This window comes from Phytopseudomonas straminea (assembly GCF_900112645.1).
Taxonomy (GTDB): domain Bacteria; phylum Pseudomonadota; class Gammaproteobacteria; order Pseudomonadales; family Pseudomonadaceae; genus Aquipseudomonas; species Aquipseudomonas straminea.
The window spans coordinates 464,244-490,630 of sequence record NZ_FOMO01000003.1 but is presented as its reverse complement, the minus strand read 5'-3'; the positions used below and the strand labels follow the sequence as shown (position 1 = coordinate 490,630).

Genomic DNA, 26,387 nt, shown 5'->3' with positions numbered 1-26,387 from the left:
ATCCGGTAAAGGAAGCACGCTTGGACTGGCAAACCCTGCTCACCCGTGAACGTCTTGGCAAACCGGCGCCCAGCGCCGATGAACTGGGCCGCAGCCCCTTCCACAAGGATCACGACCGGATCATCTTCTCCGGCGCCTTTCGCCGGCTGGGCCGCAAGACCCAGGTGCATCCGGTGTCCAGCAACGACCACATCCATACCCGCCTGACTCATTCGCTGGAAGTCAGCTGCGTGGGCCGCTCCCTGGGCATGCGTGTCGGCGAGATGCTGCGCGGTGAACTACCGGCCTGGTGCGAGCCCAGCGATCTCGGCATGGTGGTGCAGTCCTCCTGCCTGGCCCACGACATCGGCAATCCGCCGTTCGGCCACTCCGGCGAGGACGCCATCCGCCACTGGTTCCAGCAGGCCGCGGGGCGCGGCTGGCTGGATGCCATGAGCGATGCCGAGCGCGGCGACTTTCTCAGCTTCGAAGGCAATGCCCAGGGCTTTCGCGTTCTCACCCAGCTGGAGTATCACCAGTTCGATGGTGGCACACGACTGACCTACGCCACCCTCGGCGCCTACCTCAAATACCCCTGGACGTCACGGCACGCCGAGGCGCTGGGTTACAAGAAGCACAAGTTCGGCTGCTACCAGAGCGAGTTGCCGCTGCTCGAGCAGATCGCCGGCAAACTCGGTCTGCCGCAGCTCGAAGAGCAGCGCTGGGCGCGGCACCCACTGGTCTACCTGATGGAGGCCGCGGACGACATCTGCTACGGCCTGATCGACCTGGAAGACGGCCTGGAAATGGAGCTGCTCGACTACGCCGAGGTGGAATCGCTGCTGCTCGACCTGGTCGGCGACGATCTGCCGGAAACCTACCGTCAGCTCGGCCCCCAGGATTCGCGGCGGCGCAAGCTGGCGATCCTGCGCGGCAAGGCCATCGAGCACCTGACCAACTCGGCCGCCCAGGCCTTCGTCGAACAGCAGCCTAGCCTGCTTGCCGGCCGCTTGGAGGGCGATCTGGTCGAGCACATGCACGGCCCTGCCAAGCACTGCGTGCAGGCTGCGAAGGCCATGGCCCGCGAAAAGATCTTTCAGGACAAACGCAAGACGCTGCACGAGATCGGCGCCTACACCACGCTGGAAATTCTCCTCAATGCCTTCTGCGGCGCGGCGCTGGAACAGCACGGCGGACGCACGCCGTCGTTCAAGAATCGGCGCATTCTCGACCTGTTGGGCCATAACGCACCCGATCCTCACTGGCCGTTGTACCGCTCGTTCCTGCGCATGATCGATTTCATCGCCGGCATGACCGACAGCTACGCCACCGAGATGGCGCGGGAAATGACCGGTCGCTCGAGTCCGGTCTGAGCATGCGCCAGGTGTTCAGGCAGTTGTTCAGTTGGCACGCCGGGCCACCCGCCTGGGGGCCGGCGGTGGTCGCCGGTCTGGGCTGTGCACTGCCGCTGCTGCTCGGTCTGTTCAGCGCCCATCCGGGCTTTCTGTGGGCGTCGGTGGGTGCTTTCCAGGCGGCCCAGGCCAACCCGCTGCACCGCTTCGGCATGCTACGCATGCTGCTGCTCACCGGCCTGGGCGCCTGCAGCGCCGGCCTGGGCTTCTGGTCGGCGACCCACCCGCTGATCAGCCTGTCGCTGTTCGCCGCCTTCGGCCTGTTGCTGGCCTGGCTGCAGCGTTACGGCACCGAGGCCGGCAAGCTGGGCATCGGCCTGACCGTCTGCCTGTGCCTGGGGCAAGGCCAGTACGGCAGCAGCATGCTCAACAACCCTAATGCCATCGCCATGCTATTCATGCTAGGCGGGCTGTGGGTAATGCTGCTGGCTTTCGGTTTGCGCGGCCTGCATGGCCTGCGCATGTGGCCGCACATGCCGCGCCTGATCAGCCTGCTCAAGGTGCTACGCCGGCATGCGCAGCGGCAGTCTCGCCAACAATGGGGCCTGTACGCCCTGGGCTGTACGGTGGCGGTTTCCATGGCCGGCTTGATCGTCAATCTGGCCCATCTGCAGCGCGGTTACTGGCTGACCCTGGCGGTGGTCACCACCCTGCAACTGGAATTCAGGGGCAGCCTGGTGCGCGCGTTGCAGGCGAGCATGGCCAGCCTGACGGCCGCCGGCCTGCTGATCCTGTTCGGCCATAGCCTGCAGAGCCCACCGCTGATGGTCGCCATCATGCTGCCGCTGATCATGCTTAGCCGCGCCCTGCAGGCCAACCACTATGGTCTGTTCGTGCTGCAGACGACGGCCTGCTTCGTGCTGCTCGCCGAAAGCCTGGCCAAGGACTGGCACCTGCCACAGGTGCGCCTGTTCAACGTCACCCTGGGTATCGTGCTGACCCTGTTCATCGCCCTGCTGATGCACGGCTTGCGCCAATGGCTGGATAACCGCAACGCCGCCAGGCTACGAACCGCGGCAGCAGGCGAGCGAGCGCCGGCGCAGCAATCGGAAACAAAGGCAACGAACGACGAGTGACCCAGGGCGGGCACAAAAGAAAAGGGCCTCGAACGAGGCCCTTTGTCGTGGATCAGGAAGCGGAGTTGATCTCTTTTTCCGGGTACCACACGTCCAGGAGCGGGCTGACGCTGAAATCGACCAGCTCGGAGCGGCCCTTCAGCCAGGCTTCCACAGCGGCGCGTTGCTCTTCGCTGACCGAACCACGCTTGGCCAGGCACACCAGGCCGTAGTCGTCGCCGCCAACATAGCCCAGGCCATTGGCGTTCATCGCGTCGCTCAGGAAGGCATCGAGGAAGGCGTCGACCGCTTCATCGCTCAGGTCTTCCTTGAAATTCAGGTTCAGTTCGAAACCCAGCTCCTGAAACTCGTCCACACAGAGTTTCTTGCGCAGACGACGGGAACGATTGGTAGCCATGGGTATAAATCCTTGCAGAGTGATAACGCGCGGCACTCTACCAGTTTAGTGGCGGCGATGCCTGCCAGCCGACGAAAAATCGACCGGGATCGCCGTCTCGATCGCTCACACCGACAACGGATGGATGACCGACCATAAAATCCCGCAATCACGGCCCTTGGCGGCCTGGTGATGGGGCATAATGCGCGGCATTGTCCCAAACCGCTGTGGGAGCTCGTAATGCGATTTTCCGTTGTACCTGCCGTTCGGAGGCTGCGCATCCTCCGCCCTCTGGCCCTCGCCTGTCTCGTTCTGCCCACCGCCCTGCCCGCCTACGCGGCGACCAACGCCACACTCCCCGAGGGCGTGGCCAAGAGCCTGAAGGCCAACAAGATTGGCCAGCAGTCGTTATCGGTGGTGACGCTGCCACTCAACGGCCCGGGCAACGGCACCATTTTCAATGCCGATGTGTCGGTGAACCCGGCCTCGACCATGAAACTGGTCACCACCTTCGCCGCTCTGGAACTGCTCGGCCCGACCTACCAGTGGAAGACCGAGTTCTACACCGATGGTCAGCTCAAGAACGGCGTGCTCAACGGCAACCTGTACCTCAAGGGCGGCGGCGATCCCAAGCTGAACATGGAAAAGCTCTGGCTGATGCTGCGTGACCTGCGCGCCAATGGCGTGCGCCAGGTGACCGGCGATCTGGTGCTGGACCGTGGCTACTTCGTACAACCGGACCTGCCGGCTTTCAACGATGACGGCGGCGATGCCAACAAGCCCTACCTGGTCACCCCGGATTCGCTGCTGGTCAACCTCAAGGCCCTGCGCTTCATCGCCCGCGCCGAGGACGGCAAGGTCAGCGTGGCCGCCGAGCCGCCCCTGGCCGGCCTGAAGCTGGACAACCAGGTCAAGGTACTCAAGGCCGGCAAATGCCCGGCCTGGCCGGACGTGCGCTACAACCCGGTGAAAGAATTCGACGGCACCCGGGTGATCGTTACCGGCCAGCTGACCGATGGCTGCAGCGCCCAGACTTACCTGTCGTTGCTCGACCATCCGTCCTACGCCGCCGGCGCGGTACGGGCGATCTTCAGCGAGCTGGGCGGCAGCATCCTCGGCAAGGACCGTCAGGCCGAAGTGCCGAAGAGCGCCACCCTGCTGGCCCGCGCCTTCTCGCCGGACCTGGTGGAAATCATCCGCGACATCAACAAGTACAGCAACAACACCATGGCCCGCCAGCTGTTCCTCAGCATCGGCGCCCAAAACCGCAACGAGGCGGACATCGACGATGCCCACGCCGCGCAGCGGGTGATTCGCGCATGGCTGGCACGCAAGGGCATCACCGCGCCGCAGCTGGTCATGGAAAATGGTTCCGGGCTGTCCCGAGCCGAGCGCATCAGCGCCCGGGAAATGGGACGGATTCTGGAAGCGGCCTGGAAGAGCCCTTACGCGCCCGAGTTCATCAGCTCGATGCCGATCGTCGCGCTGGACGGCACCATGCGCAAACGCCTACGCAACACGCCGCTTGCCGGCCAGGCGCACATCAAGACCGGCACCCTGAACAACGTGCGCGCCATCGCCGGCTTCAGCCGCGACAACAACGGCAATGCCTGGGCCGTGGTAGCGATCCTCAACGACCCCAAACCCTGGGGCGCGTCGGTTATTCTCGACCAGGTGCTGCTCGACCTCTACAAGCAGCCGAAAAGCGCTGCCCGATAAGCGCCTGAGGCAGCCCGGGTCGAGCTAGGCGAAGCCTGGGAAAGCCTCCTGGGTATCGCTACGCTCAACCCAGGCTAAGGCTGTAACAGACTTACTTCGCCATGATCTTCCAGGCACGGTGGATCTTGGCGTTGCGAGCGAAGTCCGGGTCGATGGTCTCGGCGCTGATTTCCTCGACCCGATAACGGGCCGGCAACTGCTCGTCGAGCAGGAACTTGCGGAAGTTGTTGGAGAAGTACAGCACGCCACCCGGCGCCAGGCGCGCCATGGCCATGTCCAACAACTGGACGTGGTCGCGCTGCACGTCGAACACCCCTTCCATGCGCTTGGAGTTGGAGAAGGTCGGCGGATCGATGAAGATCAGGTCGTACTCGCCACGATCATCGCCCAGCCAGCTCATCACATCGCCCTGCTCCAGACGGTTCTTGTCCGAGAATCCGTTGAGCGACAGGTTGCGCCGTGCCCAGTCCAGGTAAGTCTTCGACAGGTCGACGCTGGTGGTACTGCGCGCGCCACCCTTGGCCGCATGCACACTGGCCGTGGCGGTGTAGCAGAACAGATTGAGGAAGCGCTTGCCGGCCGCCTCTTTCTGGATACGCAGGCGCAGCGGGCGGTGGTCAAGGAACAGGCCGGTGTCCAGGTAGTCGGTGAGGTTGACCAGCAGCTTGATGCCGCCCTCCTTCACCTCCATGAACTGGCCCTGGGCCGCCTGGCGCTCGTACTGCTTGGTACCGCTCTGGCGCTCGCGACGCTTGATCACCACCTTGCTCTTGTCGATACCGAGCGCCTGGGGAATCGCCGCCAAGGCATCGAACAGGCGCGCCTGGGCTTTCTCCGGGTCGATCGAGCGCGGTGCGGCATATTCCTGCACATGCACCCAATCGTGGTACAGGTCGACGGCCAGGGCGTATTCGGGCATGTCGGCATCGTACAGGCGGTAGCAGTCGACGCCTTCGCGCCGCGCCCACTTGCCGAGCTGCTTGAGGTTCTTCTGCAGGCGATTGGCGAACATCTGCCCGCCCTCGCTCAAGCGTGCCTGCTCGACCGGTGCCGGCGCGGGCTTGATCGGATTGCCGTTGCGGTTGAGCTTTGGCGCCTCGGCCTGCAGCTCGTTCTGCTCACGTTCGCGCTCACGCTGCTCGGGCGTGCGGCGCTCGCCAGTGACGAACTGCTCGGGCTGCACCTTGATCAGCAACAGCTTGCACGGCAGCGCGCCGTTCCAGAACGAGTACTGCTTGTGGCTGCGGATGCCCATGCGCTTGCCCAGGTCGGGCGCACCGGTGAACACCGCCGCCTCCCAGCCCATGCACGCCTGGCGCAGGCGCTCGCCGAGGTTCTGATAGAGATACAACAGGCTCGCTTCGTCGCCCAGGCGCTCGCCATAGGGCGGGTTGCTGATCACCAGGCCTTTCTGATTCTGGTCCGGGCGCGGCTCGAAGGTTGCCACTTCGCCCTGATAGACCTTGATCCAATCGCTTAGCCCAGCGCGGTCGATATTGTTGCGCGCCGGCTGGATCAGCCGCGGGTCGGCCTCGTAGCCGCGAATCCACAATGGCGGCTTGGCCATACCGGCTGCCGCGCGCTCCTCGGCTTCGGCACGCAGGCGGTTCCAGGTGGCCGGTACGTGACCCAGCCAGTTGCTGAAGCCCCACTGCTCGCGCGTCAGGTTCGGGGCGATATCGGCGGCGATCATCGCCGCTTCGACCAGAAAGGTGCCCACACCGCACATCGGGTCCGCCAGGGCACCGCCCTCGGCGGCGATACGCGGCCAGCCGGCGCGGATCAGCACGGCCGCGGCCAGGTTTTCTTTCAATGGCGCCGCACCTTGCTGCAGGCGATAACCACGCTGATGCAGGCTGTGACCGGAGAGATCCAGTGACAGGATCGCTTCGCCGCGATCCAGGCGCAGGTGCACGCGTAAGTCCGGGTTGAGCTTGTCCACCGACGGACGCGTGCCATCGGCCTGGCGCAGCTTGTCGACGATGGCATCCTTGACCTTAAGGGCGCCGAAATGGGTGTTGTCGATGCCTGAGCCGTGGCCACTGAACTCCACCGCGAGGCTGCCACTGGGTTCCAGGTGCTCGAACCAGTCGACATTGAGCACACCTTCATAAAGGGTCTCGGCATCGCGCACCGGGAAACGTGCCAGCACCAGCAGCACGCGGTTGGCCAGACGCGACCACAGACACAGCCGATAAGCGGTTTCCATACTGGCCGTGCCACGAATGGCCGAAGTGTGCTCGCGAGCCTCATCCAGGCCCAGCGCCTTGGCTTCCTCGAGCAGCAGGCCTTCGAGCCCCTTGGGGCACGTGAGGAAGAGTTCGTGTTGGTCCGACATCATAGATCCAGTGCCCGAAGGCGGTAATGGGTTGGCCCAACGGTGGGCGCAACCAAAAATAAGTGACAAGAAGTCGCAATGCGACCCTTCGTCCGAATAAATTGCAGCTGCAATCGATAGCCATTCACGATGGCAAATCACCAGCAGATTTCGCGAGGCCCAGTAACTGCGCGGGTTTGCACGGTCACTTTGGCTGTCGCCAAATCACCTTATGGCCTCACCCTCAAAAGCGTTACGTCCTTATGACAAATCGATCATTCACAGCGCCCCGTGCATTCGATAGAAATCTACCCAGGCCGTCGTCGCAACGACGATGGCACATGGAGGCTCGCGACGCCGGCAGCGGACTCCAACGGCAGACCTTCTGCCTGACCTCCTGGAGGTCAACGGGACATAAAACAGTCAACAAGTGAGGGCAACACCCTATGAGAAGACTTAAGCGTGATCCGTTAGAAAAAGCATTTTTGCGCGGCTATCAGTACGGTATCAGTGGTAAATCCCGCGAGCTGTGTCCTTTCACTCTTCCGTCCGTGCGTCAAGCCTGGCTCAATGGCTGGCGTGAAGGCCGCGGTGACAACTGGGACGGTTTGACCGGCGCTGCCGGTATTCATCGACTCAACGAACTTCGCGCAGTCGGCTAACGCCAGGGACCTACCGACTTCACCAAGCACGCTCCATCCGAGCGGCGGGCGCAAGCCCAGGGGCTCCCCAAGGGAGCCCTTTTTATTATCTGCGATTCAACGCCGCGCCGCGGCGATGGCGTCCACCGCCTCGCGAATCAGCGCAGGTCCTTTATAGATGAAGCCCGAATAGATCTGCACCAGGCTCGCGCCTGCGGCGATCTTCTCCGCCGCATGCCGGCCCTCCGTGATGCCACCAGCGGCGATGATCGGCAACCGACCGCCCAGCTCTCCTGCCAGCACGCTAACCGTGTGGGTGCTTTTGTCGCGCACCGGTGCACCAGACAGACCACCGGCTTCGTTGGCGAATGCCAGGTTCTCGACGCCCTCACGGCTCAGCGTGGTGTTGGTGGCGATCACCGCATCCATACCGCTTTCCAGCAGCGCCGCAGCGACCTGCACGGTTTCTTCATCGCTCATGTCCGGGGCGATCTTGATCGCCAGCGGCACGCGGCGACCATGGCTGAGGGCCAGTTCGTTCTGGCGCTTGTGCAGGGCATCGAGCAACTGCTTGAGCGAGTCGCCGAACTGCAGGCTGCGCAGGCCCGGGGTATTCGGCGAGCTGACGTTGACCGTCACGTAGCTGGCGTGGGCATAGACCTTGTCCAGGCAGATCAGGTAGTCGTCCACCGCGCGCTCGACCGGCGTGTCGAAATTCTTGCCGATATTGATGCCCAGCACGCCACGGTACTTGGCCGCCTGCACGCGGGCCAGCAGGTGGTCGACGCCATGATTGTTGAAACCCATGCGATTGATGATCGCCTCGGCTTCTGGCAAGCGGAACAAACGCGGCTTGGGGTTACCCGGCTGCGGCCGAGGCGTGACAGTGCCGATCTCGACGAAGCCGAACCCCAGCTGCGCGAAGCCATCGATGGCGTCACCGTTCTTGTCCAGGCCGGCGGCAAGCCCCACCGGGTTGGCGAACTGCAGGCCCATGACCGTCACTGGCAAGCTGCTCGGCGCCTTGGTCAGGCGCCCGGCCAGGCCCAGACGGCCAGCGGCACCGATCAGATCGATGGACAGCTCGTGGGAAGTTTCGGGGGACAGTTTGAACAGCAGCTCGCGGGCCAGGTTGTACATGGGCAGGCTCAGATCGGCAGTGGCGAAATCGAAAGGCGCGAATTATAGCCGGCCAAATCACCCGGTAGCGAGGATTAGAGCCTGTTCACGATCTAGCGAGCTAGAGCGATACAAGAGCTAGGCGCCCCCGCAAAAACAGGCGAGAAACGCAGCGCAGCGGAGTAACAGCCAACGGCTGGCCCGCAGGGTGAGCGCAGCGAATCAAGCGGACTGGGCTCGCACACGAGTTTACGAGCTGTAAATGAGCATTACTCGCTTCGCTCGCCCTTCGGGCCGCGCTAAAGCGCGTTAGCCGCAAGCGGCTTTCCGCTGGGCTGGCAATCCAGCTTGTTCTTAACGCTGTAGCGCCGACGCGCAGCAGATCGCGAATAGGCTCTTAGACTAGGCGCCGCAGGCTGAGCAACTCACCAGCATCATTGAACTCGAGTTCGAAGGAACCATGGATACCGGCGTGGGTCAGAAACGTCCGGAAATGGTGAGCCGGAATGCTGACTCGCCGCCCGTCGCGGCTCAGCGCCTGAATGCGGTTGGCCCGCCCCTGATAGATCGCCTGCACGCGGTCTGCGGGTAATGCGATATCCAGTACCAGGCTTGCCATGGAGGCTCCTTGCAGATGAATGAACGGATTGTGCCATATTCGAACCTGTCGCACCGATCAGGTCCGGGCATTTCGGCCATGACCTGGACATTGTGCTGCGAGGGTCGTGCAACTCCTGGCAGGCTCTGCCACACTGCGCCTGGCACACTGACGTACGCGAGCTGCCATGAGCCTGCCTGAACAGCCCAGCCCTCTAGCCTCACGCCTGGCCGCCCTGGCTCAGCGCGTCGGCCTGCTTGGCCGCGGCTGCAAGCCCATCTTCGAGCGCGCCAGTCAGCTGCAACTGCCCTTCTCCGAAATCCCCACCTTTGGCGACAACATCTGCTGGCTGGGTGGCCCTCCCCTGCAGCGCCTCAAAGATCTACCGCGCAGCGCGCTGTCCGGTCCGGTGCAGGAAGACAAGGCCGAAGCCCACGCCGCGCTGGTCCAGCTGATCGAGGTCGAACACCGCCATCTGGAGCAGTTCGACCTGCGCCTGGTCGACAGCCTGGTGCACTGCGACGGCAGTTACGGCAGCCTCGAGGACTACGCGGCCAGCGAAGCCTGCCGACAGATCCGCATCATCAGTTATCGCGATTTTCTCAAGCACCTGAGCAAGGCACTGCCCGAGTACCCTCACCAGAGCCTCGAACTGTTTCACGCCCAGTGGCGCGGTGAGCGGTTGTTCTGGGCCGGCGAATCGCACCCGGAGGCCTTTGCCAGTGCCGTGGCCTATGCGCGCTTGCGCGGCCTGGAAATCACCCTGCCGGCGCACATCACCTACTACCGCATCAGCCCCGACGGCCTGCGCGATCTGGAGCAGCGTTATCACGCTCTGGCAATGCCCTGCGCGGCCTGGAGCGACGCCAGCTTCATGCAGTTGCTAATGGAGCATGAAGTGCCCTACGCACGTCTGAGCCTGTTGCGCACGCCGGGCGCGCCCGAGTTCCTGCTGCTGCCCAAGCACTCACCGCAAGCCTGCGCACTGGGCGAAGGCCTGCTGCAGGCCGGCGCACCGGACATGCTGCAGTACGTGCGCGAGCTGAGCTGATCGACAGGTTTTGTAACTTCTCGCGCGGGATGTGTACGGCAATGGCAGGTCAGTCTTTGCTCCCTCTCTGTTTGGAGCATCACCATGCGCATTGCCCTCGCGTCTTTGCTCATCGCCGGAAGCCTGCCTGCCCTTGCTGCTGAAACACTGCGCTATGGCGCCGAGCTGCAGGGTTTCGACTACCCCCATGAAGTCAAACGCTTCAAGTTCGGGTCGCAAGGCGTCTCGTTGCAGATGGCCTACATGGACGTGCAGCCCGAGAAGGCCAATGGCCGCACGGTGCTGCTGATGCACGGCAAGAACTTCTGCGCCGCAACCTGGGAAGGCAGCATCAAGGCGCTGAGCGATGCCGGTTACCGCGTGGTAGCGGCGGATCAGGTCGGTTTCTGTAAATCCAGCAAGCCAGCGCATTACCAGTACAGCTTCCAGCAACTGGCCAGTAATACCCACGCGCTGCTCGAACAGATTGGCGTCGACAAGGTGACCGTCATGGGCCACTCCATGGGCGGCATGCTGGCCACCCGCTACGCCCTGCTCTACCCCGATCAGGTCGAGCAACTGGTGATGGTCAATCCGATCGGCCTGGAAGATTGGAAAACCCTCGGCGTGCCCTACCTGAGCGTCGATCAGTGGTACCAGCGCGAGCTGAAAACTACTGCCGAGGCCAGCCGCAACTACCAGAAGAGCACCTACTACGCCGGCCAGTGGCGGCCCGAGTTCGATCGCTGGGTCGACATGCAGGCAGGCATGTTCAATGGCGACGGCAAGGAAATCGTCGCCTGGAACTCGGCGCTGACCTACGACATGGTCTACACCCAGCCCGTGGTCTACGAACTTTCCGAGCTAAAAATGCCCACACTGCTGCTGATCGGTGAGCAGGACAATACTGCCATCGGCAAGGACGCCGCACCCGAAGCGATGCGCAGCAAACTGGGAGATTACAAGGCTCTGGGTCCGGCCACCGCCAAGCGCATTCCAGATGCGACCCTGGTGACCTTCCCGGATCTTGGCCACTCACCGCAAATTCAAGAGCCAGAGCGTTTTCACCAGGCGCTGATCAAAGGCTTGTCCATCTCCAGCAAGCCGAGCTCCTCAAAAGGCAATTGAGATCAGCCCCACGCTGTCAGTACGGCCACTACAGATCAGGATGGTCGCCGGGAATATCCGGCGACCTAGCACTTCACGCAATTTTTATTGTTTTTTGACACGCGCATGACTTAGCCCCCAGCACAGTGGCCCCATGTCCGAATCCCTCGGACCGAGCGAGGCCGCTATGAACAAGCTCCCACAGATCACCCTGGCATTCTGGGTCATGAAGATTTGCGCCACGACCCTTGGCGAGACGGCAGGCGACCTGCTGTCCATGACGCTCAACATTGGCTATGCGCTGAGCTCCCTGCTGCTCATCAGCCTGTTCATCCTCTCCCTGCTCGGCCAGCTGAGCAGCCGCCGTTACACACCAGCGCTCTACTGGACCGTCATCCTGATGACCAGCACGGCCGGCACCACCATGTCGGACTTCATGGACCGCACCCTCGGCCTCGGCTACGCCAGCGGCTCGCTGATTCTCGTCTCCATGCTGGTCAGCGTCTTGCTGGTCTGGCGCCTTAGCGAGAAATCCCTGTCAGTCGAACATATCGTTTCGCGGCGTGCCGAGCTGTTCTACTGGGCGGCGATTCTGCTTTCCAACACCCTGGGCACGGCGCTGGGCGACTACCTGGCCGATGATTCGGGCCTGGGTTTCGCCGGCGGCGCCCTGCTGATCGGCAGCCTGCTGGCTGTGGTAGCAGTGGCCTACTACCGCACGCAACTGTCGCGAGTGGCCCTGTTCTGGATCGCCTTTGTGCTGACGCGGCCGTTTGGCGCCACTTTGGGTGACGTACTGACCAAGAGCACCGAAAAGGGTGGGCTGGACCTCGGCACCGTAGGCTCCTCGGCTGTGCTATTCGCAACCCTGGCTGTGCTTGTCTGCTTTGCCATCTGGGCGCAGCAGCAGCGCTCTGCGCCCATGGCGATTCGTACCGAACAGCGATAAACGCCGCACAATGAAAAACGCCCCGAACCAGTCGGGGCGTTTTCATTTCAGCGCTTACTCAGCTCAGCTTGGCAGCACCGGCGGCTGGCTTTGCGCCAGGTCACCCAGCTCGCGGTTGGCCACCGCGTACATGGCGTAATCGCTGCCAGTTGCCGCGTGAAGCTCGGCGAGCATGGCCTTCCAGCGGTCGACCAATCGGCGGTTCTGCTCGATCCACAGCTCGACCCGCGCCTCGATCGACTCCGGCCCGTTGGCCAGTTGCAACACCGAGACGGTAATGGCGCGTTGCTGTGCGTCCAGGTCGTCGCGGAAGGCTTCGCGGGCCAGGGCCTGCCAATTGCTTTCCACGCTCAGACTGCTGATCTGCTGCAGGTACCACGACAGGTCCAGGGCATCGGACACGGCAAAGTAGGCCGAGGCCACCTCGGTCGGCTCGTGGCCGGTGAGGTCCGCCGACTCGATGATCGGCAGCAGCGTGTACAGATGGCCGGTGCCTGCCACAACGCGGGACAGCAGCTCCGGTACGCCAGCCTCGACGTAGGTCTGGTAGCGCGCCATCCACTCGTCGCGGGCCGGGCCTTCCAGCAGCTCATCCAGACGCATGGCCAGTGCCTTGACCCGCGGACCGAGGTGCGCCACGTCACGGGCGGCATCCAGATCGTTGCGGCGGCTGCGCAGGTACCAGCGCGTGGCGCGGCGGCCCAGGCGCATCAACTCGTCCATCATGGTCAACTGCAGATCGGCCGGCACCTGGTTGTCCAGAGCCTCGATCTGGCGCCACCAGAACGGCAGGTGGAAGACGTCACGCACCACCACATACGCCGCGGCGACTTGCGCCGAACCGACCCCGGTGGACTCCTTCAGGCGCTGCACGAAGGTGATGCCCATGTGGTTGACCAGATCGTTGGCGATCTGCGTGCTGACGATCTCGCGCTTGAGGCGGTGACGGCGCATGGCCTCGCCATATTCCTGCGCCAGGCGCGCCGGGAAGGCGGTTTCCATCTCCCGCGACAGGTACTCGTCATCGACGATATCGGATTTGATCAGCGCTTCCTGCAGCTCGATCTTGCTGTAGGAAATCAGCACCGACAGCTCGGGACGGGTCAGGCCCTGGCCCTTGGTCGCGCGCTCGTTGAGTTCCTCCTCGCTAGGCAGGAACTCAAGAGCACGATCCAGCTTGCCGGAGGCTTCCAGCGCGGCCATCAGGCGCTTGTATTCACCCTGACGTTCGCGGGCGCGGCGCTCGGCCAGTGACAGCGCCTGGGTCTGCTTGTAGTTGTTGCCGAGCACCAGACTACCCACGTCCTCGGTCATTTCGGCCAGCAGCGTGTTGCGCTGCTTACCGGTCATGTCGCCGGCCGTGACGATCTCGTTGAGCAGGATCTTGATGTTCACCTCGTGGTCGGAACAGTCCACACCACCGGCGTTGTCGATGAAGTCGGTGTTGCTGGCACCGCCATTGAGACCGTACTCGACGCGACCGAGCTGGGTCATGCCCAGGTTGCCGCCCTCGCCCACCACCTTGGCGCGCAGTTCGCGGCCGTCGACGCGCAGCAGGTCGTTGGCCTTGTCGCCGACGTCGGCATGGGTTTCGCGGCTGGACTTGACGTAGGTGCCGATACCGCCGTTCCAGATCAGATCCACCGGTGCCTTGAGCAGTGCGTTGAGCAGCTCGGTCGGCGCCAGCTTGTCAGCCTGGATATCGAAGCGTGCCTTCATCTCCGGGCTGATGGCGATGCTCTTGGCGCTGCGCAGGAAGATGCCGCCGCCCTGGGAAATCAGAGAGGCATCGTAGTCGGACCAGCTCGAACGCGGCAGGTCGAACAGACGCTTGCGCTCGGCGAAGCTGCGCGCCGCATCCGGGTTGGGGTCGATGAAGATGTGCAGGTGGTTGAAAGCCGCCACCAGTTGCAGCGATTCGGACAGCAGCAGGCCGTTGCCGAACACGTCACCGGCCATGTCGCCGATGCCGATCACAGTGGTCAGGTCCTTCTGCACGTCGATGCCGCGCTCACGGAAGTGACGCTGCACCGACACCCAGCCGCCCTTGGCGGTGATGCCCATGCCCTTGTGGTCATAGCCGGCCGAACCGCCAGAAGCGAAGGCATCGCCCAGCCAGAAACCGTATTCGTTGGCGATGCCGTTGGCGATGTCGGAGAAGGTGGCGGTGCCCTTGTCGGCGGCGACGACCAGATAAGGATCATCGCCGTCATGGCGTACCACGTTGGCAGGAGGCGCGACTTCGCCTTCTTTCAGGTTGTCGGTGATGTCCAGCAGGCCGCTGATGAAAATGCGATAGCAGGCGATGGCCTCGGCCTGAATCTCGTCACGGCTGCCACCCAGCGGCAGGCGACGCGGCACGAAACCGCCCTTAGCGCCGACCGGCACGATCACCGCGTTCTTGACCTGCTGGGCCTTGACCAGGCCGAGCACTTCGGTACGGAAGTCCTCTTCACGGTCCGACCAGCGCAGGCCACCACGGGCCACGTTGCCGAAGCGCAGGTGCACGCCCTCGACGCGCGGCGAGTAGACGAAGATCTCGAACTTCGGCACCGGGCGTGGCAGCTCGGGAATCGCGCTGGGGTTGAACTTGAAGCTGAAGTAGCTCTTCACCTCGCCCAGGGCGTCCGGCTGGTAGAAGTTGGTGCGCAGGGTGGCTTTGATCAGGTCCAGATAGCGACGCAGGATGCGGTCTTCGTTGAGCACCGCGACATTGTCCAGAGCGCCGAGAATGGCCTGCTCGAGCTTCTGCTGCTTATCGTTAAGGTCATTGGCGCTGAGCTTGCGGGCCAGATAGAAGCGCGTGCGGAACAGGCGCACCAGCTCGCGGGCGATGTCGGCATGGTTGAGCAGCGTGTTGGCGATGTAACCCAGGTCGAAGCCCAGACGAATCTGCTTGAGGTAGCGGGCATAGGCACGCAGCAGCGCCACGTCACGCCAGGCCAGGCCGGCGGTCAGCACCAGACGGTTGAAGGAATCGTTCTCGGCGTCCCCGCGCACGATGTGCACGAAGGCGTCCTGCAGGGTGTCGTTGAGCTGCTGGATGTCGAGATTGACGCCTTCGGCGTAGGTGAAAGCGAAGTCGTGAATCCAGAACTCGCGACCGCTCTGGTGCTGCAGGCGATACGGGAACTCGCCCAGCACGCGCAGGCCGAGGTTCTCCAGCACCGGCAGCACGTCGGACAGCGCCAGCGGCGTGTCGGCGTGGTACAGCTTGCAGTGCAGCTGACGTTCACCGGGCACCAATGGCTGGTAGAAGCTCATGACCAGCGGGCGCTCCTCGGAGAGGCTGCGCAGGTGCTGCATGTCGACCACCGCCGAGTGCGGCGCGAAGCGCTCGCGGTAGCCGGCCGGGAAGCTTTTCGGGAAGTCGGTGAGCACGCGGGTGCCCTTGGCTTCGCCGAAGTTCTCCACGGCCAGGGCGGCGTAGTCATCGGTCCAGGAACGGCAGGCCTGAACGACTTCGCGCTCGAGCTGCTGCGGGTCGATGTCCAGCTTGTTCTTAGGATCCACGCGCAGGATGAACTGCACGCGGGCCAGCACGGATTCGGAGAAGTAGGTCCAGAACTCGCAATCGCTGGCCTGCAGGCGATCGACCAGCACCTGCTGGATGCGCAGGCGGGTTTCGGTGGAATAGATGTCGCGCGGCACATACGCCAGCGCATAGACGAAACGCCCGTAGGGGTCGAAGCGCAGGAACAGGCGGACCTTGTTGCGCTCCTGAATCTGCACGATCGACAGCGCCGTGCTGGCCAGCTCGTCGACCGGCGTCTGGAACAGGTCGTCGCGCGGCAGCACTTCGAGAACCTTGACCAGCTCCTTGCTCAGGTGGCCCTGGGAGATGAAGCCGGAGCGTTTCTCGACCTCGGCGACCTTGCGGCGGATGTAGGGAATCTCGCGCACGCTCTCGCTGTAGGCGGTCGAAGTGTAGATGCCGAGGAAGCGGCACTCCTTGACCACCTTGCCGGAGGCATCGATTTCGCGGATGGAGACGAAATCAGGGTAAGCCGGGCGATGCACGCGGCTCGGCTGCGCGGCCTTGGCGAACGACAGCAGGGTCGGCTCGCGCAGGTAGGCCAGCGCGTAGGGTTCGATGTGCAGCTCGTCCTGGCTCAGGCCGCTGCGCAGGCGTTTGGACAGCCCCAATAGGGAGCTTTCGTCGTACTGCAGGTGCCCGCCGTCGGCCGCGTCGTGAACGGTGAATTCTTCGTAGCCAAGGAAGGTGAAGTGGTTGTCCTGCAACCAGGAAAGAAACACTTTGATCTCTTCCACTTCGGCCGGGTCGATGGCGCCGTGGCCGAAGCTGCCGTCACCGAGCTTGCCCAGCAGTTCCTGGGCCTTAGCCTTCATCGGCTGGAAGTCGGCGACGCTCAGGCGCACTTCCTCGAGCACTTCGAGCAGGGTCTTCTGCAGCGACTTGATCTCGGCGTTGCTGGCGCAGCGGTTGATCTCCAGGAACATCAGCGATTCGAGGCTGACGCCCTCGCCCGTGCTGCCCTTGGGCAGCAGTTCGAGCAGCGCGCCCTGGGCATCGCGGCGCACGCTGAGCACGCTGTTCTGCAGGGTATGAATGCTGTAGCCGCGGCGCTTGAGTTCGATACGTACGGAATCGACCAGGAACGGGATGTCCGGGTGCAGCACCTCGATGCCGGTGTGAGTGCTCTGCCAGCCGTGCTTTTCATAATCGGGGTTGAAGACGCGGACCTGCGGCTGGCTCGAGTCGAACTGGGCCAGCAGGCGCCAGGCCGAGAGGGTGCAACCAACGAGGTCGGACAGTCGCCGCTGCGTCAGTTCTTCGAGTGCGATGATGCCAAAGAACTGTTCAGCGAACAGGGCCACTTGTGGCAGGTCCTGCTCGCTGACGTGCTGCGCCAGGGCCGCTTGCAGTTGATGCTGGAAGTCGGCTTTGCTGGCCGCGGTGAAGAACGCCATGCTTGTACTCCGTCTGTAGGCTTGGTAGGTGCGATTGTTGTTTCCGTACGTAGTTCAACCTTAGACCGGCTACCTGCAAACGCTACCCGTTGTACAAATGACGCGCCGGTCACAGGCGCCGCACGAGCTTAACGAGGCGGTGGCAGTGCACGCTTGCGGTGCAGCGACATTTTCGTTCACGCTGCCCGCCCCATAGCAGACATCGTACAACCCTCTTGCGCTGTGCTGGCACAACGCCTAAAGTCTGGCGTCAATAAAAATAAAGCCAACCTGGACACCCGCCATGTCACTGTTCCTTTCCTGGAAACAGAAGTTTCGCCTTCTTATCCTTATCACCCTGTCCAGCCTGGCGCTGATGACGGCGGCTTCGTTCTGGGCCAGCCAGACCCTCGACAACGCCCTGCAGGCCCGCGAACGCGCCACCGCCTACGCAGGCGATTCAGCCACGCTGATGAATCAGTGGCTGAAGCTGAACGCCGAACGCCGCCAGCTCACCCCCGATGGCGAAGCCGAGTTCCAGACCGCACTGACCGCGCTCGGCGATCTATCCCGCCAATACGTACAGCGCGCAGAATTGCTCGACGATGCCACCCTGCTCGACAGCTCCCGGCGCCTGGATGAGCTTTTGCAACAGGACATCGCCGTGCAGCAGAACTGGCTCAAGCAGTCCCACGCACTGGGCCTGACGCCCTTTATCGGCCTGCGCGCCAAGCTGGCGGAAAGCGGCAAGGAGCTGGAGCGGGTCAGCATCAGCCTGATCCAGGCATCGATTGCCGAGGCGCTGAGCAACCAGCGTGATTACCTGTCCACCTTCGATGCCAAATACGCCGACGGCGTGCGTGCGGCACTGGGCAAATTGCAGGCGCAGATCGTCGATCTGGAATGGCAAGAAAGCCGGGTGGGCAAAGCAGCCAGCGCCTTCACCGACAACTTCACCGCAGCCGATACGCTGATCCAGCAGATCGTGGCCAGCGAGAAACAGCTGCAGCAGCAGGGCCAGCAGATCGAGGCCAGCATTGAGGCGCAGAACAAGCACCTGCAGGACACCGTGCTGACGGGCGCCACCCGACAGGCCGAGCAGGCGCGCAGCACCGCACGCTGGATGATGGGCCTGACCTTCGTGCTGGTCTCGGCCTTCATGCTACTGACCCTGGGCCGCGCCTCGCGCCTGCTGATGGCGCAGCTGGACCGGGTCAACCGCCTGCTCGCCCAGGTCGCGGCGGGCAACCTGACTGCGCGGATCGACGTCGGCGCAAACCACCGCGACGAATTCAACCAGCTCGGCAGCGCCTCGAACCAGATGACCCAGGGCATCGCCGGGGTGATTCGCCAGGTGCTGGACGGCAACAAGGAACTCAACCAGTTACACCACTACCTCAACGACGCCATGCGTCGCCTCGAGGAAAACAGCACCCAGGTGGAGATGCAGACCGAACAGGCCGCCTCGGCCTCTCAGCAGATCTCCGCCACGGTCAATGAAATGGCCCAGCGCACCACCGATGTCGGCAACGCCACCCAAGCAGCCTACCAGTCGGCGCGCGACGGCGCTTCGGTGATCAATGCCAGCGCCGACAACATGCGCCGCCTCTCGCAGCTGATCCAGGACACTCACGCCCAGGTCAGCGCCCTCACCCAGTCGAGTACCAAGGTCACCAGCATCATCGACGTGATCAACGGGCTGGCCGACCAGACCAACCTGCTGGCACTCAACGCCGCCATCGAAGCAGCCCGTGCTGGCGAGGCCGGCCGCGGCTTCTCGGTGGTCGCCGATGAAGTGCGTTCCCTGGCCCAGAAAACCGTGGCGGCCACCACCGATATCGCGGTGATCGTCAACGAGTTGCGCGAGCAGACCCAGCAGATGGACCAACTGATGACCAGCGGCCTGAACCTCGCCACCCAGGGCGAGCGCAGCTCCGGCGAAGTGGCCCAGGCCATCGACGGCATCACCGGATCAATGGAGCACCTGAGCGCCGAGATGAGCCAGGTGGTGGTGGCCATCGAGCAGATTTCCTGCACCACCGAGGAAATCGCCGCCAAGGTCGAGGACATCAACCTGCACACCGGCAAGACCAAGACCCTGCGCCTGAGCCTGGACGAACACACCCAGGGCCTGTCGCGCCAGGTCGAGGCGCTCAACCACAGTGCCGGCCAGTTCCGTATCGTCTGAGGCAGTGCCGGCCACGCGCAGCGCTGGCCGGCTGGCAACCCGGTCACAGGTCGGGCAGGCCCGCATGGCTTACGCCCCTGCCTTCGATTATCATGGGCGACCCTGACGAGCGGGGTTCGTCGCTCGCGATTCGCATCTGGACAGCCCCATGGAACACAGAGACGCGCTGCTCGCTCTTCGCCACTTTCTCGCCAGCCAGATCCTCGGTCAGGAAAAGCTCATCGATCGCCTGCTGATCGCCCTGCTCGCCGACGGCCACATGCTGGTCGAGGGCGCTCCCGGCCTGGCCAAGACCAAAGCGATCAAGGAGCTGGCCGAAGGTATCGAAGCCGAGTTCCACCGCATCCAGTTCACTCCCGACCTGCTGCCCGCCGACATCACCGGCACCGAGATCTATCGCCCGGAAACCGGCAGTTTCGTGTTTCAGCAGGGGCCGATCTTCCATAACCTGGTGCTCGCCGACGAGATCAACCGCGCGCCGGCCAAGGTGCAGTCGGCACTGCTCGAAGCCATGGCCGAACGCCAGGTATCGGTGGGCCGCAGCACCTACGACCTGTCGCCGCTGTTTCTGGTCATGGCCACCCAGAACCCCATCGAGCAGGAAGGCACCTATCCGCTCCCCGAAGCCCAGCTCGACCGCTTCCTGATGCACGTGAAGATCGGTTTCCCCGACGCCAGCGTGGAGCGCAAGATCCTCGCCCAGGCCCGCGGCGAAGCGCTGCACGGCGAAACCAAACCCGATCATCGCCTCAGCCAGCAGGCAATCTTCTCCGCGCGCAAGGAAATCCTCGGCCTGTATATGGCCGATGCGGTGGAGGAATACCTGGTGCAGCTGGTGATGGCCTCGCGCACCCCCGGCAAGTTCGACGCCGAGCTGGCCGAATGGATCGCCCACGGCTCTAGCCCGCGCGGCTCCATCGCCCTGGACCGCTGTGCGCGGGCCCACGCCTGGCTGGCCGGCCGCGACTTCGTCAGCCCCGAGGACATCCAGGCCGTGCTGTTCGACGTGCTGCGCCACCGCATCATCCTGTCATTCGAGGCCGAGGCCTCGGGCATCGATCAGGACCGCGTGGTGCAGCGCATCCTCGACGTGGTCGCGGTGGCCTGATGCTTTCGCATGCGGATAACCCTGAGCTGCAGGCGGGCATCCGTACCGATCTCAAGCAACTGATCGACATGCGCCACCGGGTGCGCGAGGTGCAGCTGTTCTCCACGCCCGGCCGGCGCAGCCCGCTGATCGGCCTGCACCACTCCAAGCTGCGCGGCCGCGGCGTGGACTTCGATCAGGTGCGCGTCTACCAGCCGGGCGACGACGTGCGCACCATCGACTGGCGCGTCACCGCACGCACCCAGGAGCCGCACACCAAGCTGTTCCACGAGGAGCGCGAGCGGCCCATCTACCTACTCGTAGAGCAGAGCCGCCAGCTGTTCTTCGGCACCGGGTTGATGTTCAAGTCGGTGCTCGCCGCCCGCGCCGCCGGGCTGATCGGCTGGGCTGCCCTGGGCCACAACGACCGCATCGGCGGGCTGGTGTTCGGCGGCCAGGACAACCACGAAATAAAACCGCGACGCAGCAAGCAGAGCCTGCTGCAGCTGCTCAGCCGCCTGGCCCGGGCCAACCAGGCGCTGTCCGCCGATACACCGCTGGTGCGCGACAGCTTCGGCCTGGCCCTGCGCCGTGCCCGGGAAGTACTGCGCCCCGGCAGCCTGGTGGTGATCCTCTGCGACGAGCGCACCCTGGGCGACAGCAGCGAGCAGCAACTGATGCTGCTGGCCCGCCACACCGATCTGCTGCTGCTGCCGGTTTCCGACCCACTCGACCACGCCCTGCCCGCCTCCGGCCTGCTGCGCTTCGGTGAGGGCGATGCCCAACTGGATGTGGATACCGAAGACGCCAACCTGCAACACAGCTACCGCGACCAGGCCCAGGCACGCCGCGCCCGCTGGCAGCGCCTGGCCAACAAGCTAGGTGTGCCGCTGCTGTCGCTGTCCACCGGCCAGGAGCTGGTCGAGCAGTTGCACGAGCACCTCAACAACCTGCGCCCCGGCAGGTCCGCATGAACCCGCTGGACCAGCTCGAACCGCTGATCGCCCCGGCCGCCATCAGTTGGTGGCCACCGGCGCCCGGCTGGTGGCTGCTCGCCGCCCTGCTCCCGCTGCTGCTGTGGGGCGCCTGGCGTCTGACGCCGCGGTTGCCGCGGCCACGCCGCAAGCAGGCTGCCGAACAACCCCTGGATCCCATGCGTGAGGCAGCCCTGCAGGAACTGCAACGCCTGAGCAAACCCTATGACGGCGCCCCTGCCGGCCCCTGGCTGCAACAGCTCAACGGGCTGCTCAAGCGTCTGTGCCGCGAGCGCTACCCGGACAGCCACAGCCATACCCTGAGCAGCCGCGCCTGGCTGGCGTTTCTCGACAACCGCTGCCCCGCCGCCGGCCTGACGCGCTGGATGATCCTCGTCGAGGGCGCCTACAAGCCGCATTGCACCCTGGACGACAAGGCCATCGAAGGCCTGCACCAGGCGGTCGCCACCTGGATCCGCAAGCATGTTTGAGTTCGCCTGGCCGTGGATCTTCCTGCTCGCGCCGCTGCCCTGGCTGCTGCGCCTGTGGCTGCCGGCCGCCGACAGCGGCGAAGCGGCGCTGCAGGTGAGTTTTCTTGGCGAACTGGAAAACCTATCCGGGCGCCGCGCCCGCCTGCAGCTGCCGCCCTGGAAGAAACAGGTGCACTTCGCCCTGCTCTGGTTGCTGCTGCTGATCGCTGCGGCCCGTCCGGAATGGGTCGGCGAACCCTTGCCACTGCCGGCCAGTGGCCGCGACCTGCTGATCGCCGTGGACGTGTCCGGCTCCATGGATTACGCCGACATGCGCCTGGGCGAAGAGGACGTCAGCCGCCTGACGCTGGTCAAGCAGCTGATCGGCGAGTTCATCGACGGCCGCACCGGCGACCGCGTCGGCTTGATCCTGTTCGGCAGCCAGGCGTACCTGCAGGCGCCGCTGACCTTCGACCGGCAGACCGTGCGCACCTGGCTCGACGAGGCGGCGATCGGCATCGCTGGGCAGAACACCGCCCTCGGCGACGCCATCGGCCTGGCGGTCAAGCGCCTGCGCCAACGCCCGGCCGACAGCCGCGTGCTGGTGCTGATCACCGATGGCGCCAACAATGGCGGGCAGATCGAACCGATGACCGCCGCCCGCCTGGCCGCCGAGGAAGGCGTGACCATCTACCCAATCGGCATCGGCTCCGACCCGCAGCAGGGTGGCAACTTCGCTGCCTTCGGCATGAACCCGAGCCTGGACCTGGACGAGCCGAGCCTGCGCGCCATCGCTGAACTGACCGGCGGTGAATACTTCCGCGCCCGTGATCAGCGCGAGCTGCAGCACATCGAAGCGACCCTCGACCGCCTGGAGCCGGTGGCCCAGCAACCGACCCTGGCGCGCCCGGCCCAGGCGCTGTACGCCTGGCCGCTGGCCGCCGCGTTGCTGCTGAGCCTGCTGCTGCTGGCCCGCAGCCTGTGGCCGCAACTGCGTCAGCAGGCCTTGAGCGCCGCACAACGTGTGGGGCGCAAGGCACCATGAGCGACTATCTGCCCCACCTGCTGCGCCCCTGGTGGCTGCTGGCGTTGCCCGTGCTGGCCTGGCTGCTGTGGTTGCTGGCGCACCGGGAAACCCGCAGCGGCCGCTGGCAGACCCTGTTGCCGCCGGCCTTTCACGCTGCCCTGCTGCGCGGCGGCCGCGGCCGGCGCAGCCGCCTGCCGCTGATCATTCTGGCACTGGCCTGGCTGCTGACCACCCTGGCGCTGGTCGGCCCGAGTTGGCAGCGCATCGAACAGAACGATGCCAAGCCGGCCGACCCGCTGGTGGTGATGCTCGAGCTGACCCCGCAGATGCTCGCCGGCGACGCCTCGCCCAACCGCCTGGCCCAGGCCCGTCGCAAGTTGCTCGACCTGCTGAAGGCGCGCGGTGACGCGCAGACCGCCATCGTGGTGTACGCCGGCAGCGCCCACACCCTGGTGCCGCTGTCCGATGACCTGGGCACCAGCCGCAACCTGCTCGAAGCCCTCAAACCGTCGATCATGCCCGAGCCCGGCAAGCGCGCCGACCTGGCGGTGGCAAGGGCGCTAGAGCTGCTCAAGAACGGCGCCCAGGGCCAGGGCCGCCTGCTGCTGATCACCAGCGGCCTGGACGAAGGCGAATTCAGCGCCATCGCCAAACTGCTCGGCAGTCGCGGCACGCGCTTGCGCATCCTCGGCGTGGGCAGCAGCGAAGGCGCGCCGATCGTGCAGGAAGACGGCACCTTCATGAAGGACGAGCAAGGCGCCATCCTCATACCGCGCCTGGATGTCAGCGGGTTGCGGCAGTTCGCCCGGGATACCGGCGCCCAATACCGCAGCGTCAGCCTCGATGACCGCGACCTGCGCAGCCTGGGCCTGCTCGATGGCCCCAAAGCGCTACGCGACAACGGCCACAAGACCCAGCTGCGCAGCTGGGCCGACCAGGGTTACTGGCTGCTATTGCCGCTGTTGCTGCTGGCCGCCTGCGCGGGCCGCCGTGGCTGGCTGCTGTGCCTGCCGCTACTGTTGCTCGGTACCCCGCAAACCGGCATGGCCATGAGCTTCGACGACCTCTGGCTGCGCGCCGACCAGCAGGGCCAGCGCCTGCTCGAAGCCGGGCGCCCCAAGGAGGCCGCCGAGCGTTTCGAGAATCCGCACTGGCGTGGCATGGCGCTCTATCAGGCTGGCGATTACGCGGCGGCGGCCGAACAATTCGCCAAGGACGACAGCGCGCCATCGCTCTATAACCGCGGCAACGCCCTGGCGCGCAGCAACGAGCTGGAAGCGGCCATCGACGCCTACGACCGCGCCCTGGAAATCGATCCGCAACTGCAGCAGGCGGCCAAGAACAAGGCCCTGGTCGAGGAACTGCTGCGCCAGCGCCAACAGCAGGCCGAGCAGCGGGACGAAGGCGAAGATCAGCAGCCCGAAGACAAGCCGGACGAGCAGCAGCCCCAAGGCCAATCATCCTCAAGCTCCAATGAAGACCAGCAGAGAAGCCAGGGCAAGCCCTCGACCGCCCAGGACCAGCAGCCGCCTGCCCAGGAGCAGCCACAGCCGAACCCGACCGGCGAAGGTGAACCTTCAGACAAGGCCGAGCCAGCGCAAAGCGCGCCACCTGAGAAAGCGGCGCCCGAAGCCGATACACCGCTCGATGGCGAGCGGCGTCAGGCTCTGGAACAATGGCTGCGGCAGATTCCCGATGATCCGGGCGAATTGCTGCGCCGCAAATTCTGGTACGAACAGCAACAGCGTCAGGAACAAGCCCGATGACCCGTCTGCTCTGCACCCTGCTCTTCTGTTTGCTGGCATGGCAGGCCAGCGCGCAGGAGTTTACCGCCAGCGTCGACCGCAGCCGGCTGAACCTGGGCGAAAGCCTCGACCTGACCCTCGAATCGACGGACGCCACCGAATTCGGCAAACCCGACCTGACCCCGCTAAACGAGCTGTTCGAGGTGCTCGGCACCCGCCAGGTCAATCGCCTGACCAGCCTGGAAGGCCAGGCGCGCGCCAGCACCCGCTGGATCGTCACGCTCAAACCGCGCCACAGCGGCTTCGTGGTGATTCCGCCGCTGCGCCTGGGCGACGCCCAGAGCCAGCCGGTCAGCCTGCATGTGGTAGAGGCCACCAGCCAGAACAGCGACGAGCAGATGGCGCCGATCTTCATCGACGCCAGCCTGGATCACGAGAGCGTCTACGTGCAGGCGCAGAGCGTACTGACCCTGCGCATCTACCACTCGGTGTCGCTGTACGACGACAGCAGCCTCACACAGCTGGAAATCCCCGATGCGCGGGTCGAATCCCTGGGCGAGCCGCGCACCTACGAGCAGGATATCGGCGGCGTGCGCCACGGAGTGATCGAGCTGCGCTACGCCATCTTCCCGCAGAAGAGCGGCCAGCTGACCATCCCCAGCCAGGTGTTCAGCGCCACCCTGGCCGACCGCAGCAGCCGCAACGGCTACACGCCGTTCGGCCCACGCCCGGGCAAGGTCACTCGCGTGCGCTCCCCGGAGATCCCGCTGACGGTCAAGGCCAAGCCCGCCGACTACCCGGCCGATGCTCCCTGGCTGCCGGCCCGAGCCCTGAGCCTGGCCGAGGCCTGGAGCCCGGAGCCGGGTGAGATCAAGGTCGGTGATTCGCTGACCCGCAGCCTGATGCTCAAGGCCGACGGGCTGTCCAGCGCCCAGCTGCCGCCGCTGCCGGCCACCGAGGTGGAAGGCTTGCGCCGTTACCCCGATCAGCCGCAGCTGACCAACGAAAGCAGCGAGCGCGGCGTGATCGGCAGCCGTGAAGAGCGCGAGGCGCTGGTCGCCAGCAAGGCCGACACCCTGGAGCTGCCGGCCGTGGACGTGGTGTGGTGGAACACCCACGAGGATCGCCTGGAGCACAGCAGTTTGCCGGCGCGCACCCTGAAAGTGGCCGCCGACCCGGCACTGAGCGTCGAGCAGCCGGTGGAAACCCGCCCGCGCGAGGGCGCCGCCGGCGACGTATTGCTGTGGCCCTGGCAGCTGAGCACCGTGCTGCTGGCGCTGACCACCCTGCTCGGCTTAGGCCTCTGGTGGCACGCACGCAGCCAGCCGGCCGTGCAACGCAGCGCCCAAGTTGGGCCCAGCCCGCGCACCCTGCTCGACGACCTCAAGCGCGCCTGCCTGGCCAACGACAGCCAGGCCACCCGCCAGGCCCTCGACGCCTGGGCGCGCCAGCAACCAGAAACCCTGGCCGACATGGCCGCCCGCTTCGCGCCGCTTTCCGAAGCACTGGACGGTCTCAACGGCGCGCTGTACAGCGAAGCCGGCCAGCATTGGCAAGGCAAACAGCTGTGGCAGGCAATCGGCGAACTGCCAGCGGCGGAAAAAACCCAGGACAATGGCCAGGACAGCGGCCAGCTGCCGCCGCTCTACCCGCGCTGAACGG

19 protein-coding genes are annotated in these 26,387 nt (G+C 64.8%); 14 read left to right on the top strand and 5 right to left on the bottom strand.

Features of this window, described 5'->3' with window-relative positions; genetic code table 11:
• Positions 1-20: 20 nt before the first annotated feature.
• Positions 21-1,352 (top strand): deoxyguanosinetriphosphate triphosphohydrolase, encoded by a 1,332-nt coding sequence (locus tag BM279_RS10015; RefSeq protein WP_075930728.1) that lies wholly within the window; start codon positions 21-23, stop codon positions 1,350-1,352.
• A 2-nt stretch (positions 1,353-1,354) separates the two neighbouring features.
• A complete protein-coding gene (locus BM279_RS10010; protein ID WP_093503314.1) occupies positions 1,355-2,467 on the top strand; it encodes an FUSC family protein in 1,113 nt (370 codons plus the stop codon).
• A 52-nt stretch (positions 2,468-2,519) separates the two neighbouring features.
• Here BM279_RS10010 and BM279_RS10005 read toward each other — a convergent pair whose 3' ends face one another.
• Positions 2,520-2,864 carry a YggL family protein gene (locus tag BM279_RS10005; protein WP_013790960.1) on the bottom strand — a complete coding sequence of 115 codons (345 nt, stop codon included), beginning with the start codon at positions 2,862-2,864 and terminating at the stop codon, positions 2,520-2,522.
• Positions 2,865-3,083: 219 nt separating this feature from the next.
• Between BM279_RS10005 and dacB the strand changes: the two genes are divergently transcribed.
• The gene (gene dacB / locus BM279_RS10000) at positions 3,084-4,562 is read left to right on the top strand and encodes a D-alanyl-D-alanine carboxypeptidase/D-alanyl-D-alanine endopeptidase (protein ID WP_093503312.1); all 1,479 of its coding nucleotides are present in this window, start codon (positions 3,084-3,086) and stop codon (positions 4,560-4,562) included.
• 91 nt (positions 4,563-4,653) lie between these two features.
• Here the strand turns inward: dacB and rlmKL are convergent, their stop codons facing one another.
• Positions 4,654-6,900, bottom strand: coding sequence for a bifunctional 23S rRNA (guanine(2069)-N(7))-methyltransferase RlmK/23S rRNA (guanine(2445)-N(2))-methyltransferase RlmL (rlmKL, locus tag BM279_RS09995; protein ID WP_093503310.1), 2,247 nt, complete (start codon positions 6,898-6,900; stop codon positions 4,654-4,656).
• Positions 6,901-7,325: 425 nt separating this feature from the next.
• On the opposite strand from rlmKL, the gene rmf reads away from it, so the two are divergent.
• On the top strand, positions 7,326-7,541 hold the full coding sequence (gene rmf, locus BM279_RS09990) for a ribosome modulation factor (protein ID WP_013790957.1): 216 nt from the start codon (positions 7,326-7,328) through the stop codon (positions 7,539-7,541).
• Positions 7,542-7,637: 96 nt separating this feature from the next.
• Here rmf and BM279_RS09985 read toward each other — a convergent pair whose 3' ends face one another.
• Together BM279_RS09985 and BM279_RS09980 are read right to left on the bottom strand one after the other, a co-directional pair.
• Positions 7,638-8,660, bottom strand: coding sequence for a quinone-dependent dihydroorotate dehydrogenase (locus BM279_RS09985; RefSeq protein ID WP_093503308.1), 1,023 nt, complete (start codon positions 8,658-8,660; stop codon positions 7,638-7,640).
• 376 nt (positions 8,661-9,036) lie between these two features.
• The gene (locus tag BM279_RS09980) at positions 9,037-9,258 is read right to left on the bottom strand and encodes a DUF2835 domain-containing protein (protein ID WP_093503306.1); all 222 of its coding nucleotides are present in this window, start codon (positions 9,256-9,258) and stop codon (positions 9,037-9,039) included.
• Positions 9,259-9,424: 166 nt separating this feature from the next.
• Here BM279_RS09980 and BM279_RS09975 point away from each other — a divergent pair, with 166 nt between their 5' ends.
• The 3 genes from BM279_RS09975 to BM279_RS09965 all read left to right on the top strand — a co-directional run bounded on the left by BM279_RS09975 (position 9,425) and on the right by BM279_RS09965 (position 12,323).
• Complete coding sequence (locus tag BM279_RS09975) at positions 9,425-10,288, top strand: DUF6685 family protein (protein WP_093503304.1); 864 nt, start codon at positions 9,425-9,427, stop codon at positions 10,286-10,288.
• Positions 10,289-10,372: 84 nt separating this feature from the next.
• Positions 10,373-11,395 carry an alpha/beta fold hydrolase gene (locus BM279_RS09970; RefSeq protein WP_093503302.1) on the top strand — a complete coding sequence of 341 codons (1,023 nt, stop codon included), beginning with the start codon at positions 10,373-10,375 and terminating at the stop codon, positions 11,393-11,395.
• A gap of 166 nt (positions 11,396-11,561) precedes the next feature.
• On the top strand, positions 11,562-12,323 hold the full coding sequence (locus BM279_RS09965) for a COG4705 family protein (protein WP_093503300.1): 762 nt from the start codon (positions 11,562-11,564) through the stop codon (positions 12,321-12,323).
• Positions 12,324-12,386: 63 nt separating this feature from the next.
• Here BM279_RS09965 and BM279_RS09960 read toward each other — a convergent pair whose 3' ends face one another.
• Positions 12,387-17,255 (bottom strand): NAD-glutamate dehydrogenase, encoded by a 4,869-nt coding sequence (locus BM279_RS09960; protein WP_093503298.1) that lies wholly within the window; start codon positions 17,253-17,255, stop codon positions 12,387-12,389.
• A 283-nt stretch (positions 17,256-17,538) separates the two neighbouring features.
• On the opposite strand from BM279_RS09960, the gene BM279_RS09955 reads away from it, so the two are divergent.
• The 7 genes from BM279_RS09955 (at position 17,539) to BM279_RS09925 (ending at position 26,383) form a co-directional block, all read left to right on the top strand.
• On the top strand, positions 17,539-19,422 hold the full coding sequence (locus tag BM279_RS09955) for a methyl-accepting chemotaxis protein (protein ID WP_093503296.1): 1,884 nt from the start codon (positions 17,539-17,541) through the stop codon (positions 19,420-19,422).
• Positions 19,423-19,570: 148 nt separating this feature from the next.
• A complete protein-coding gene (locus BM279_RS09950; RefSeq protein ID WP_013790950.1) occupies positions 19,571-20,530 on the top strand; it encodes an AAA family ATPase in 960 nt (319 codons plus the stop codon).
• Positions 20,530-21,483 carry a DUF58 domain-containing protein gene (locus BM279_RS09945; RefSeq protein ID WP_093503294.1) on the top strand — a complete coding sequence of 318 codons (954 nt, stop codon included), beginning with the start codon at positions 20,530-20,532 and terminating at the stop codon, positions 21,481-21,483. The genes BM279_RS09950 and BM279_RS09945 overlap by 1 nt, the downstream gene beginning before the upstream one ends.
• Positions 21,480-21,974, top strand: coding sequence for a DUF4381 domain-containing protein (locus tag BM279_RS09940; protein WP_093503292.1), 495 nt, complete (start codon positions 21,480-21,482; stop codon positions 21,972-21,974). Before BM279_RS09945 ends, BM279_RS09940 begins: the two co-directional genes overlap by 4 nt.
• On the top strand, positions 21,967-22,998 hold the full coding sequence (locus BM279_RS09935) for a vWA domain-containing protein (RefSeq protein WP_093503290.1): 1,032 nt from the start codon (positions 21,967-21,969) through the stop codon (positions 22,996-22,998). Before BM279_RS09940 ends, BM279_RS09935 begins: the two co-directional genes overlap by 8 nt.
• Positions 22,995-24,746, top strand: a complete 1,752-nt coding sequence (locus BM279_RS09930) for a VWA domain-containing protein (RefSeq protein ID WP_093503288.1) — start codon at positions 22,995-22,997, stop codon at positions 24,744-24,746. The genes BM279_RS09935 and BM279_RS09930 overlap by 4 nt, the downstream gene beginning before the upstream one ends.
• Positions 24,743-26,383 carry a BatD family protein gene (locus BM279_RS09925; RefSeq protein WP_093503286.1) on the top strand — a complete coding sequence of 547 codons (1,641 nt, stop codon included), beginning with the start codon at positions 24,743-24,745 and terminating at the stop codon, positions 26,381-26,383. Before BM279_RS09930 ends, BM279_RS09925 begins: the two co-directional genes overlap by 4 nt.
• Positions 26,384-26,387: the final 4 nt, after the last annotated feature.

Coding starts and splice junctions, on each gene's coding strand:
- BM279_RS09925 (WP_093503286.1), top strand. CDS start 24,743: ATGACCCGTCTGCTCTGCACCCTGCTCTTCTGTTTGCTGGCATGGCAG.
- rmf (WP_013790957.1), top strand. CDS start 7,326: ATGAGAAGACTTAAGCGTGATCCGTTAGAAAAAGCATTTTTGCGCGGC.
- rlmKL (WP_093503310.1), bottom strand. CDS start 6,900: ATGTCGGACCAACACGAACTCTTCCTCACGTGCCCCAAGGGGCTCGAA.
- BM279_RS10010 (WP_093503314.1), top strand. CDS start 1,355: ATGCGCCAGGTGTTCAGGCAGTTGTTCAGTTGGCACGCCGGGCCACCC.
- BM279_RS10005 (WP_013790960.1), bottom strand. CDS start 2,864: ATGGCTACCAATCGTTCCCGTCGTCTGCGCAAGAAACTCTGTGTGGAC.
- BM279_RS09935 (WP_093503290.1), top strand. CDS start 21,967: ATGTTTGAGTTCGCCTGGCCGTGGATCTTCCTGCTCGCGCCGCTGCCC.
- BM279_RS09930 (WP_093503288.1), top strand. CDS start 22,995: ATGAGCGACTATCTGCCCCACCTGCTGCGCCCCTGGTGGCTGCTGGCG.
- BM279_RS09945 (WP_093503294.1), top strand. CDS start 20,530: ATGCTTTCGCATGCGGATAACCCTGAGCTGCAGGCGGGCATCCGTACC.
- dacB (WP_093503312.1), top strand. CDS start 3,084: ATGCGATTTTCCGTTGTACCTGCCGTTCGGAGGCTGCGCATCCTCCGC.
- BM279_RS09975 (WP_093503304.1), top strand. CDS start 9,425: ATGAGCCTGCCTGAACAGCCCAGCCCTCTAGCCTCACGCCTGGCCGCC.
- BM279_RS09965 (WP_093503300.1), top strand. CDS start 11,562: ATGAACAAGCTCCCACAGATCACCCTGGCATTCTGGGTCATGAAGATT.
- BM279_RS09970 (WP_093503302.1), top strand. CDS start 10,373: ATGCGCATTGCCCTCGCGTCTTTGCTCATCGCCGGAAGCCTGCCTGCC.
- BM279_RS09985 (WP_093503308.1), bottom strand. CDS start 8,660: ATGTACAACCTGGCCCGCGAGCTGCTGTTCAAACTGTCCCCCGAAACT.
- BM279_RS09980 (WP_093503306.1), bottom strand. CDS start 9,258: ATGGCAAGCCTGGTACTGGATATCGCATTACCCGCAGACCGCGTGCAG.
- BM279_RS09955 (WP_093503296.1), top strand. CDS start 17,539: ATGTCACTGTTCCTTTCCTGGAAACAGAAGTTTCGCCTTCTTATCCTT.
- BM279_RS09960 (WP_093503298.1), bottom strand. CDS start 17,255: ATGGCGTTCTTCACCGCGGCCAGCAAAGCCGACTTCCAGCATCAACTG.
- BM279_RS09940 (WP_093503292.1), top strand. CDS start 21,480: ATGAACCCGCTGGACCAGCTCGAACCGCTGATCGCCCCGGCCGCCATC.
- BM279_RS09950 (WP_013790950.1), top strand. CDS start 19,571: ATGGAACACAGAGACGCGCTGCTCGCTCTTCGCCACTTTCTCGCCAGC.